General features: G+C 65.8%; 10 protein-coding genes. 9 read left to right on the forward strand and 1 reads right to left on the reverse strand.

What is annotated here, in order from left to right:
- Positions 1-97 precede the first annotated feature (97 nt).
- From JMJ54_RS05855 to JMJ54_RS05890, 8 genes are all read left to right on the forward strand, one after another.
- Positions 98-577 carry a spore coat protein U domain-containing protein gene (locus JMJ54_RS05855; RefSeq protein ID WP_203537016.1) on the forward strand — a complete coding sequence of 160 codons (480 nt, stop codon included), beginning with the start codon at positions 98-100 and terminating at the stop codon, positions 575-577.
- Entirely contained in the window at positions 574-1,296 is a 723-nt protein-coding gene (locus JMJ54_RS05860; protein WP_203537017.1) for a fimbrial biogenesis chaperone, read from the forward strand. The genes JMJ54_RS05855 and JMJ54_RS05860 overlap by 4 nt, the downstream gene beginning before the upstream one ends.
- Positions 1,296-3,575, forward strand: coding sequence for a fimbria/pilus outer membrane usher protein (locus JMJ54_RS05865; RefSeq protein WP_203537018.1), 2,280 nt, complete (start codon positions 1,296-1,298; stop codon positions 3,573-3,575). Before JMJ54_RS05860 ends, JMJ54_RS05865 begins: the two co-directional genes overlap by 1 nt.
- Complete coding sequence (locus tag JMJ54_RS05870) at positions 3,575-4,030, forward strand: Csu type fimbrial protein (RefSeq protein WP_203537019.1); 456 nt, start codon at positions 3,575-3,577, stop codon at positions 4,028-4,030. Before JMJ54_RS05865 ends, JMJ54_RS05870 begins: the two co-directional genes overlap by 1 nt.
- 102 nt (positions 4,031-4,132) lie before the next feature.
- Positions 4,133-5,365 (forward strand): phosphoglycerate kinase, encoded by a 1,233-nt coding sequence (locus JMJ54_RS05875; protein ID WP_203537020.1) that lies wholly within the window; start codon positions 4,133-4,135, stop codon positions 5,363-5,365.
- A gap of 159 nt (positions 5,366-5,524) precedes the next feature.
- Complete coding sequence (locus JMJ54_RS05880; RefSeq protein ID WP_203537021.1) at positions 5,525-6,250, forward strand: PepSY domain-containing protein; 726 nt, start codon at positions 5,525-5,527, stop codon at positions 6,248-6,250.
- The gene (locus JMJ54_RS05885) at positions 6,247-7,323 is read left to right on the forward strand and encodes a 2Fe-2S iron-sulfur cluster-binding protein (protein ID WP_203537022.1); all 1,077 of its coding nucleotides are present in this window, start codon (positions 6,247-6,249) and stop codon (positions 7,321-7,323) included. Before JMJ54_RS05880 ends, JMJ54_RS05885 begins: the two co-directional genes overlap by 4 nt.
- 156 nt (positions 7,324-7,479) lie before the next feature.
- A complete protein-coding gene (locus JMJ54_RS05890; protein WP_203537023.1) occupies positions 7,480-9,609 on the forward strand; it encodes a TonB-dependent receptor family protein in 2,130 nt (709 codons plus the stop codon).
- Here the strand turns inward: JMJ54_RS05890 and JMJ54_RS05895 are convergent.
- Positions 9,584-10,525: a LysR family transcriptional regulator gene (locus tag JMJ54_RS05895; RefSeq protein ID WP_203537024.1), complete on the reverse strand. Its 942-nt coding sequence runs from the start codon at positions 10,523-10,525 to the stop codon at positions 9,584-9,586. The two genes, JMJ54_RS05890 and JMJ54_RS05895, sit on opposite strands and share 26 nt — an antisense overlap.
- A gap of 150 nt (positions 10,526-10,675) precedes the next feature.
- On the opposite strand from JMJ54_RS05895, the gene JMJ54_RS05900 reads away from it, so the two are divergent.
- Positions 10,676-11,731: an NAD(P)-dependent alcohol dehydrogenase gene (locus tag JMJ54_RS05900; RefSeq protein ID WP_203537025.1), complete on the forward strand. Its 1,056-nt coding sequence runs from the start codon at positions 10,676-10,678 to the stop codon at positions 11,729-11,731.
- The last annotated feature ends 41 nt before the right edge of the window (positions 11,732-11,772 follow it).

Here is an 11,772-nt window from a genome sequence, read left to right on the forward strand (position 1 = left end):
TATTGTCGCGGTAATTTAATACATAATTTGAATATCCCATTTGCTTAAACTTTGGTTCATCGAGACAACCTTTTCTTTCGAGAGAAAGAGCGAGCTGATGATGAACAAAAGCTTCAACCTGGTAATGGGTACCACCTTGTTAGTGATGGCCATGGGCAGCGCGTATGCCGCTGACAAGAACGTGCAGATCAAGGCAAAGGTGGTCGGGACCTGCGATTTTGTCGATGCAAACGACGTGGTGATCGACTTCGGGACGCTGACCCCGGGAGGTGGTGACCAGACGAAATCCGCTTCGACCAGCTTCTGGTGTTCCAACGGCGTGGACTACACCGTGTCGCTCGACAACGGTCTGACCCCGGACGGTGGCGGCAAGCGGCAGATGCTGCTGTCGGGCGGAACGGCGACCGATGTGATCGGCTATACGCTGACGCCGGACAAGACCAGCGGCACCGCTACCGGCCAGAGCACGCCGATTTCGCTGACACTGGATGCCGGGGTAAAGGGCACCGACTATCAGGATGCCAAGATCGGCGATTACAATGACACGGTGATTCTGACCGTTGATCTGGCACCGTGAACCTCATAACCAAGATCAAGGCCGGCTTTGCCGGCCTTTTGTTTTTTACCGCAACCGCGAACGCTGCCGGATTCGGCGTTTCGCCGGTGCGTGTCGATTTCTCCCCGCAGGATCGGGCCAGCGCGATCACGGTCACCAACAACGGTGATGCGATCCTGCGGGTGGCCGTGTCGTTGAAGGCCTGGCAGCAGGATGCGGCCGGCAAGGACCAGTACACGCCGTCCGATGCGCTGGTGTATTTCCCGCGTCAGCTCGAACTTGCACCCAAGACCAGCAAGGTGATCCGCCTCGGTCCGAAGGGCGAGCGCGGCGCACAGGAACAGGCGTTCCGTCTCTACGTGAGCGAGCAGCCCGTGGCCGGTGCAAACCGGCAGGGGCAGGTTGCGATGCTGGTGAGCTTCGGCGTGCCGGTGTTCGTGCAGCCGCAGCAACCGGCGCCATCGGCCAAGGCGACGCCGGGTGTGGCCAAAGGCCGGCTTGATGTCAGGGTCGAGAACGACGGCAACATGACGCTGAAGATCAAGCAGGCGACGTTCTCCGACGGCACGTCGGTCGACCGCTTCGACACCTGGTACCTGTTGCCGGGCGTGTCGCACAACTACGGTTTCAAATTGCCCGAGGCGCTGTGCAAGCAGGCCAAACCGACCCTGACGCTGGTTTTCGACCAGAAAACACTGGCAGTCCCGCTGAACCTGTCGGCCGGAGACTGCAAGCCCTGATGCTGCGGCGCTGCCTCGGACTGGCTCTGGCCCTGATCACCGGTGCGGCGAGTGCCGAAGCCCTGCTCGTCGCCGTGCGCGTCAACGATGTCGATCGCGGCACCCAGCGGGCCTGGCTCGAGGCCGGCCAGCTCTGGCTGGCCAGCGACGATGTGCGCCAGCTCGGACTGAAGCTCGACGGCCAGTCGGCCGAATTCGACGGCGTGCGTTACCTGCAGCTGTCGTCGTTCAAGGACGTCCGCAGCCACTACGATCCGGATCAGCTGACGGTGTCGCTGACCGTTGCACCGGCGCAGATCGGCGAGCAGACGATCTCGCTGTACGGCCGGTCCCAGCCGGCCGAGGTCTGGCGCGGCGGCGTTTCCGGCTACCTCAACTACACCGTGTCGACGTTCCGCAACCCGGACGGCAGCGACGGTTACGGCTTTGCACCGCTGGCCAATCTGTCCGCCGGCGGCTGGAACCTGCGCAGCGACCAGAACTACCAGTCGTCCGGCCGGGAAGAGCGCTGGCAGCGCGTCACCACCACCGCGACCCATGACTGGCCGGACAGCATGGCAAGGCTGACGCTCGGCGATCTGTCGCCGGTGACCGGCACGCTCGGCAGCGCGCCGCAGCTGGCCGGGATCGGCTTTTCGCGCGTGTTTTCGATGCAGCAGGATTTCGACAGCGCACCGTCGATGTCGGCCACGGTACCGGTGACCACGCCGTCGACGGCTGAGGTCTACCTCAACGGCGAGCGAATCCGCACCGAGAGCCTCAGCCCCGGCATGTACCAGTTCCAGGACCTGCGCTACTTCGCCGGCCTGCAGAACGTACAGATCGTACTGCGCGACGAATACGGCAACCGCCAGACGATCAACGTGCCGTACTACTTCGACGACAGCCTGCTCAAGGCCGGGCTGAATGATTTCAACTACAACGTCGGCGTCTGGCGTCGGCCCGAAGGTTTCGACGATTACGGCGGCTTCGCGTATTCGCTGTACCACCGCTACGGCGTGAGCGACGCACTGACCGTCGGTGCGCGCGCCGAAGGCAATCCCGATTACGACTCGGCCGGCGGGCTGGTGACAGCGCGCCTCGGCCGTGCCGGCGTGCTGTCCGGCGCGTTCTCGTGGGCGCGTCACGATGACGGCAACGCGGGCGACGCGCAGTACCTCGCCTACCGCTTCGACGAGCGCAGCTGGAGTCTGCGCGGCTTTGCCCAGCATATCGATCCGGGTTACGTCGCTGCCGGCACCGGTTTCGCGCCGCCGCGCTGGAGCGGTGGTGCCGGTGGCAGCTGGGGGGCGCCGGCCTGGGGCAACTGGAGTCTGGACTGGTCGCGTCAGGTTGGTGGCGCCTTGCCGACGCAGAACCAGTACCGTCTCGGTTATTCGGTGGCGCCGCTGCGCTCGGTCTCGCTGTCGATGAATGTGACGCTGGCCGATACCGGTGACAACACCTCGCTCGGCGGCTACGTGAATCTGGCGTGGTTCTTCGACAGCCGGACTACGGCGTCGGTCAGCAGCCAGCGCAGCAACGACGGCAACTGGCAGAGCAATGTCGCACTCGCACGCTCGACGCCGTTCGGAGAAGGCTGGGGCTACCGGGTGAACGCGCAGCACGGCGACAGTGGCGACGAGGTCGACGGTTCGATCGACGGGCGCTTCGCGCCGGGGCAACTGTCGCTCAGCGCTTCGCGCAACGAGGGGCAGTCGACTGCATGGCGGGCGAGCTGGGCCGGTGCACTGGTCTACGCCGACGGCGCGACCGCACTGTCGCGGCAGGTGAACCAGAGTTTCGCGATCGCCGAACTGCCGCTGTCCGGTGTCGCTGTGACGCAGAACGGTCAGGTGGTCGGCCGCAGCGGCGCCGACGGCCGCGTGGTGCTGCCGGACCTGTCGAGCTACAACACCCAGCAGATCGGGCTGGTGCAGAACGACCTTCCGCTCGATTACGCGGTGCCGCAGCTGCGCCGCGACGTCCAGCCCGGCTACAACAGCGGCCGCGTGGTCCGCTTCGAGGCCACGCCGATCCGCGCGTGGGCTGGCGTACTCGTCGACGGACAGGACAAGCCGCTGTCCAGTACCGTGATCCGGCTGGCGCTGCCCGAGGGCACGCGCAAGCTGCAGACGGCGCTCGACGGCAGTTTCTACGTCGACGATCTGGCGGCCGGGGAGTACCGTTTCATCGTCACCGACGCGGAGGCACTGCGTTGCCGTGGCACGCTGGTGCTGCCTGCCGGCAACGAGGTCGTCCAGCAGCTGGCGCCGGTGCGCTGCACGGGAGAGTCGTGATGTACCGCCTGTTTTTCGCCGTGTTCCTCGTGATGATCGCCCGTCTGGCAAGCGCCGGCTGCACGATCGGTTCGGGGCAGGATCCGTCGTTCGGCCAGTACAACCCGGAGCTGACGAGCACCAGCGTGATCAATTTCTACGTGTCCATCAGCTGCGACACGTCGACCTCGTACACGCTCCAGGCCGGCCCGAGCACGAACAGCCAGAGCATCTCTTCCCGCTACATGCTTCGCGTCGGGGGGACCGAACGGCTGAACTACCAGCTGTGCGTCGGCGTCAACAACGTGAGCTGCTCGACGATTTTCGGCGACGGCAGCACCGGCCAGCCGATTTCCGGTACCGCGTCCGGCGGTGGCGCCACCAATCTGGCCTACGCGACGGCGCTGCTCTACGGCAGCCAGCAGGTGCCGCCGGGTGATTATGCCGATATCGTGCCGGTGACCTTGCTACCCTGAAGGCATTGCGCGACCGCAATGTAGTCGTTCGGTTCCGGAACTACTGCGACCGGAACCGGTAGAATCGCAATCGATTTCCAATCCACTCAATGGAGCTAAAGCATGACCAAGCTGTTCATCGAAGACTTGGCCCTCGCCGGCAAGCGCGTCCTGATCCGTGTCGACTTCAACGTCCCGGTCAAAAACGGTGTGGTCGAAAGCGACAAGCGCATCCGCGCCGCGCTGCCGACAATCCGCTACGCACTGGAGCAGGGCGCGTCGGTTGTGCTGATGAGCCACCTCGGCCGCCCGAACGGTGCGCGCGTCGAGAAGTACACACTGGCACCGGTGGCCACCCGTCTGGCCGAACTGCTCGGCAAGCCGGTGCAGTTCCTCAACGACTGTGTCGGCGCGGAAGTCGAAGCTGCCGTTGCCAAGCTGCAGGCCGGTCAGGTTGCACTGCTCGAGAACGTCCGCTTCCACATCGAGGAAGAAGGCAAGGCCAAGGATGCCGACGGCAACAGCGTCAAGGCCGATCCGGCCAAGGTCGAAGCGTTCCGCGCCTCGCTGTCCAAGCTCGGCGACGTGTTCGTCAACGATGCCTTCGGCACCGCGCACCGTGCGCACTCGTCGGTCGTCGGCGTCAACCTGCCGCGCGCGGCCGGTTACCTGCTGAAGAAGGAACTCGAATTCCTCGGTGACGCGGTCGATCGTCCGGTGCGTCCGTTCGTGGCGATCATCGGCGGCTCGAAAATCTCGGGCAAGATCGACGTGATCCAGGCACTGCTGCCCAAGGTCGACAAGCTGATCATCGGCGGCGGCATGGCGTTCACCTTCCTCAAGGCCAAGGGTCTGGAGATCGGCAATTCGCTGTGCGAAAACGACCGTGTCGAACTGGCGCGCGAGCTGATGGCGCAAGCCGGCGACAAGCTCGAACTGCCGTCCGACACCATGGTTACCAAGCATCTGGACTTCGATGCCCGTACGCTTGACGGCCTGGTCCAGGTCGATTCGACCGCGATCCCGGCCGATCAGGAAGGCGTCGACGTCGGCGAGGCTTCGCGCAAGCGCTTTGCCGAAATCATCAAGTCGGCCAAGACCGTGCTGTGGAACGGCCCGATGGGCGTGTTCGAAATCGACGCCAGCGCGCAGGGCACTTTCGCCGTTGCACATGCACTGGCCGAAGCAACCGCCGCCGGTGCGATCACCGTCGTCGGCGGTGGCGACTCGGTGGCCGCGGTCGAGAAAGCCGGTCTGGAAGACAAGGTCTCGCACGTGTCCACCGGTGGCGGCGCCTCGCTCGAGTTCCTCGAAGGCAAGGCACTGCCGGGCGTCGTGGCACTGAGCGACAAGTAAGCACTCGTCGCTTCGCCCCGGAAAACCGCAGCTTCGGCTGCGGTTTTTTTTTCGCGCGGCGGGGGAGGCCGGGAAGCTTGGTAACCGCTTGTAAGCAATTTGATAAATGATAATTGAATTCATTTAAAATTCGCGGCTTTCCGGTTCCGGGCAGACACGATGAACGACAAGGGCATGCCGTCGCGCTGGCGGCGCTGGCACATGTGGGCCGGGGTGATCCTGGCGCTGCCGTTTCTGGCGATCTGCGTCACCGCCTTGCTGATCTCGCACAGCAAGTCGCTGGAACTGAAGAAGATCGATGCATCGAGCCACTGGCTGCCCGGCTACGCACCCGAGCGGGTCGAGGCGAAAGCGTTGCTGCAGCTGGCCGACGGCACACTGATCGTCGGCGGCAAGCACGGGCTGTGGGAAGTCCGCGCCGGCCGAGCCGAGCCGGCACTGACCGGCAAGCGGATCGAAGTATTCCAGCTCGTCAACGCGCCGCAGGGCGTGTTTGCCGCGACCAGCAGTGGCCTGTACCGGCGCGATGCGTCGGCATGGACGAAGCAGCTGACCGCTAACGTGACCACCGTTGCCGTGCTGGCCGACGGTGCCCTGATCGCCGGCGAAGCGGGCAAGCTGCAGCGCAGTACCGACGGCGAACACTGGCAGGCTGACGCAACCGTCGCCGCCGTGCTGGATTCCCTCCCCAAGGTCGATCCGCCATTGAGTCTGGCGCGGCTGCTGTTCGACATCCACACCGGCAAGGCGCTGCTCGGGCAGGACGGCAAGTGGCTGTGGATCGATGCCTGCGCGCTGGTGATGCTGATGCTGACGCTGTCGGGCAGCTGGCTGTGGATGCGCGGCCGGCAGCGGCGCGTGCGTCTGGCGGTGGCCGGCGCATGATGCTCGCGGCGATCGGCACGGCCGTGGCGGCCCTGTTCGCAATCCTGCTGTGGTGGCAGGCGTGCGGCTGGGTCGCGACGGTGCGCGACTGGCGCCGGCGCGCGGCGGCACGCCCGCTGACGCTGCACGTGCTCGAACGCGACGTCATTGCCGGTTATGTCCGTCTGCGTCTGGCCCCGGTGCGCGGGCGCCTGCCCCGGTTCGGCGCCGGCCAGCACCTGCTGGTCCACGGTGACGACGGTGCGCGCTGCTATTCGCTGGCGCGCTGGCAGCGCCGGCCGGCGCATTACTGGATTGCGATCAAACCCGAAGGCCGTGCGTCGTCGTCGATTGCGGCGACGCCGGTCGGCGCGCGCTTGCAGGCTTCGCAGCCGCGCGGCGACTTTGCCTGCCGGCCAAAGCGCAGCGACGAGGTGTTGCTGATCGCCGGCGGCATCGGCATCACGCCGCTGATGGCGATGCTCGACCGCTTGCGCGCCGCACCGCCGGCCCGGGTCACGCTGGTCCACGTGGCCCGGACGCGTGATGCGCTGCTGTGGCACGACGAACTGGTCGCACTGGCCGAGTCGGATAGCTGGTTCGATTACCGGCCCCGGCTGACCGGGCCGGATGCCGACTGGCAAAACGAGCGCGGCAGGCTGACGCCACGCGACGTGGAGGCGCTGGTCGGCCATCCGGTGAACACGTCGGTCTGGCTCTGCGCCGGTGACGGGCTCACGGGCACCGTGCAGGTCGGCCTGACGCTGGCCGGTGTCGCCGCCGGACGCATCCACCGCGAATCGTTCGGCCCGGCTGCCGGTGTGGCGCAGGGCGATGTCCGTATTGCGCTGGCCGACGGCCGCAGTGTGCGCGGAGGTGAAACGGCAACGCTGCTCGCCGCGCTGGACCCCTTGCAGCCGTTCGCTGCCGCGCAGTGCCGCGCCGGCCAGTGCGGCGGTTGCCGCAGCACGTTGCAGGCAGGCGAGGTGCGCTGGCTGACGAAGCCCGATTGCGCCGTCGCCGATGGCGAAGTGCTGGCCTGCTGTTGTGCCGCGACCAGCGACGTGGTGCTGCAGCCGCATTTTCCACGCTGACCGACGCGTGTCCGTGCCGGGTCGGGCTTTACCCGATGCCGTCGGCATGGCGAAGCGGTTAATAATCAATTCTCATTATCAATAAAACAAAACGACGATGCAGTCGAAGTGCCGGGCGATGAAACCGGTTTCGACGATCGCGAGGGAGCAAGTGAAGTGAGCAAGGGTTTCAGACTGACGTGCATGGCCATGGGTGTGGCCGGTGCGATGCAGGTGCATGCCGCCGAGACGGCCTCCGCCAGCGAGGCGACGCTGGGGACGGTGTCGGTGGTCGGCAACTGGCTTGACGATGCCAGCAGCGTCGACGTGCTCAACCATCCGGGTGCGCGGACCTATGTCAGCCAGCAGGTGCTGACCGAAAGCGCCGCCACCAACGTCCGCGAGGTGCTGCGCCGCGTGCCCGGCGTTCAGGTGCAGGAGAACAACGGTACCGGCGGCAGCGACATTTCGCTCAACGTCGGCGTGCGCGGGCTGACGTCGCGGCTGTCGCCGCGTTCGACCATCCTGCTCGACGGCGTGCCGCTGGCGGTCGCGCCGTACGGCCAGCCGCAACTGTCGATGGCGCCGCTGTCGATCGGCAACATCGAGGCGATCGACGTCGTCCGCGGCGGCGGTTCGGTGCGCTTCGGCCCGCAGAACGTCGGCGGCATCATCAACTTCGTCAGCCGCTCGGTTCCGAAGCAGTTCGGCGCCAATGTCAGTACCGAAATCCAGAGTGCCGAGCATGGCGGTGTCAAGGAGCTGGTCAGCACGGCGATCGGCGGCACCAACGACAAGGGCCTCGGCGCGGTGCTGCTGTATTCGGGCGTCAAGGGCGACGGCTATCGCGACGACAACGATCACACCAATATCGACGACGTGATGCTCAAGGCCAGCTACGCGATCACCGAGCGCGACACGCTTGCCGCCAGCCTGCATTACTACGACGCCGGTGCCGACATGCCGGGCGGCCTGTCGGTGAAGGAGTACGCGCAGAACCCGTTCCAGTCGACCCGGCCGTACGACGACTTCGCCGGCCGCCGCAAGGATGCGTCGCTGAAGTACAGCCACGTCGATGCGACGCGCAAGTTCGAGGTGCTGACCTATTACACCGACAGCTTCCGCGGCAGCCACATCGCCAACGGCGCGTACTACGACATGACCCAGCTGGTCGCGTATCCGCGCAACTACAGCACCTTCGCGATCGAGCCGCGCTTCTCGCAGCTGTTCGCTTGGGGCGAGGCCAGCCACGAGGTCGGTGTCGGCTACCGCTATCTCGAGGAGAAAATGAGCGAGAAGGCGCTGACCGACAAGGTCAAGGTTGGCGGCGTGCCCAAGGGCAACTATGTGCTGACGCAGGACCGCAACGGCGGCACGCAGGCGCAAGCGGTCTACATCGACGACACGATCAGTTACGGCCGCTGGACCGTGGTGCCGGGGCTGCGCTACGAGATCATCGACACGCAGTGGAGCGACGTGATGCTCGGCTACCACCGCGAGCAGCGTTACGAAGAGCCGCTGCCGTCGATCAACGCCAGCTACCACCTCAGCGACGTCTGGAACGTGTTCGCCAACGCCAATACCTCGTTCGGGCCGATGCAGTATTTCCAGATCGCGCAGGGCGGCAACGGCAACCAGAGCGCGAACGGTCTGACCGCTGAAAAGGCGCACACCTACGAGGTCGGCACGCGTTACGACGACGGCCGCTGGGGCGGCGAGGTCACGCTGTTCTACATCGACTTCGACAACGAGATGCAGTACGTCGGCAAGATCCCCGGCCAGCCCAACAGCAGCGACCAGTGGACCAACCTCGGCGCCACCAAGCATCAGGGCATCGAAACCGCGGTCCACTACGATCTGGCCCATGTCGACGAGGTGCTCAAGGGCCTGACCGCCTACGCGACCTACGTCTACACGCGGGCGACATCGGAGCAGGGCGATTTCGCCGGCAAGGACCTACCGTTCTACTCGCGCAATGTCGCCACGCTCGGTGCGCGCTACCAGCGTGCGCAGTGGACGTTCAATGTCGACGGCTTCGCGCAGTCGAAGCAGCACTCGCCCGGCGCCGGTCCGACCTACATCACCAGTGAAACGCCGGACGGCCGCTATGGCGACATCGCCGGCTACGCGACGTGGAACGTCCGCGGCGAATACAGCTTCGGCCCGCAGTTCTACAACATGAAGCTCGCCGCCGGGATCAAGAACCTGTTCGACCGCGAGTACTACACCCGCTCGACCGACAACAACTATGGCAAGTACGTGGGCCAGCCGCGGACCTACTTCATGCAGGCGTCGTTCGACCTGTAACAGTGGGGGACGCGCTGCGGCCGCATTCCCGGTGCCGCAGCGCCTCGACCACCAGCGCGAACGCCGGCGATGTCTGCCGGCGGCTCGGGTAGTACAGGTGGTAGCCGGTGAAGCGCGGACACCAGTCGGCCAGCACCGGGATCAGTCGGCCTTCGTCGATGTGCGGCTGCGCCATGTCCTCGGGGACGAAGGCGAGGCCGCAACCGGCCAGCGCGGCGCGCAGCCGTGGCTGCGTCGCGTTGAACGTCCACTGGCCTTCGACGCGGACGTTGAGGCGGTGGCCGTCCTTTTCGAATTCCCACGGCAGCAGGCCGCCGTAGGTCGGCAGCCGCAGGTTGATGCAGTCGTGCGCGGCCAGATCGTGCGGCGTCTGCGGTGGCGGGCGGCGGCTGAAATAGTCGGCGGTGCCGACCACCGTCATGCGCAGGTCCGGGCCGATGCGCACGGCGATCATGTCCCTGGCGACCTGATCGCCGAGCCGCACGCCGGCGTCGAAACGGTCGGCGACGATGTCGGTCAGGCCGTAGTCGACGCTGATTTCGATCCTCACGTCCGGATAGTCGCGCAGCAGCGGCGAGAGCTTGGGCCACAGCACCTGGTTGGCGGCGTGCTCGGCCGTGGTGATGCGGATCGTGCCGGCCGGTTTGTCGCGCAACTCGCTCAGCGCGGCCAGCTCGGCCTCGATGTCGTCGAAGCGCGGTGCGACGGTCGCCAGCAGCCGTTCGCCGGCCTCGGTCGGTGCGACGCTGCGTGTCGTACGCGTCAGCAGACGAATCCCCAGCCGTGCTTCCAGCCCGCGTATCGTGTGGCTCAGCGCCGATTGCGAGACGCCGAGCTGCGCGGCGGCGCGGGTGAAGCTGCCGGTGCGGGCAACACAGACGAAGGCCTGCAGGTCGTTGAGGTTGGCGCGCGACATTCATGAGTCCGGTTCATAAGCCTGTACCGATTATTGCAGCTAATCGTGGCGCGTCGCGTCCTCTATATTTCAGATCTTGAGCACGGCGCCGCCGCGCTCCGACCCTTTGGCAAACGATGTCCCGAACGATTGCCGATCTGGAGACCGACCATGAGTCATGAAGTGCTGGGCTATGCCGCCCAATCCCCCGAATCGCCGCTGGCGCCTTACCGCTTCGTCCGCCGCGAGCCGCGTACCGACGACGTGGAAATCCGGATCGAGTACTGCGGCGTCTGCCATTCCGACCTGCATACCGCGCGGAACGACTGGCAGAACAGCGTCTATCCGGTCGTGCCCGGCCACGAAATCATCGGTCGCGTCACCCGGGTCGGTGCCGGCGTGACCCGCTTCAAGCCGGGTGATCGGGTCGGCGTCGGCTGCATGGTCGACTCTTGCCGGGTGTGCAATCCGTGCCAGCGTGGGCTGGAGCAGTACTGCGTCGAGTTTCCGGCGGTCACCTACAACGGCCGCGACCGCCACGACCACAGCCCGACCTACGGCGGCTATTCCGAACAGATCGTCGTGTCGGAAGCCTTCGTGCTGCGCGTGCCGGAGGGGCTGGATCCGGCCGGTGCGGCGCCGCTGCTGTGTGCCGGCATCACCACCTGGTCGCCGCTGCGGCACTGGAAAGTCGGCGAGGGCAGCAAGGTGGCGGTGGTCGGCCTCGGCGGGCTCGGGCACATGGCGCTGAAGCTTGCCAGCGCGCTCGGTGCCGAGGTGACGCTGTTCACCCGCTCGCCGGGCAAGGAGGCCGATGCGCGCCGGCTGGGCGCCGACCACATCGTGCTGTCGACCGACGCCGCGCAGATGACCGCCGCCGCCGGGCGCTTCGACCTGATCCTCGACACCGTGCCTTACGTCCACGACCTCAACCCCTATCTGCCGACGCTGGCGATCGACGGGACGCTGGTGCTGGTCGGCTACCTCGGCGATCTGAATCCGGTGCTGAACACGGTGCCGCTGATCATGGGGCGCAAATCGGTCGCTGGTTCGCTGATCGGCGGCATTGCCGAAACGCAGGAAATGCTCGATTTCTGCGGCCGGCACGGCATTACCTCGGACATCGAGCTGATCGACATGGAGACGATCAACGACGCCTACGAGCGCATGCTCAAAAGCGACGTGAAGTACCGCTTCGTCATCGACATGGCGTCGCTCAAGGGCTGACCGTCCTACGACCACACAACGCCCTCGCTGCCGGATGCCGG

The sequence above is a fragment of the Jeongeupia naejangsanensis genome (assembly GCF_016865585.1).
GTDB classification, from domain to species: domain Bacteria; phylum Pseudomonadota; class Gammaproteobacteria; order Burkholderiales; family Chitinibacteraceae; genus Jeongeupia; species Jeongeupia naejangsanensis.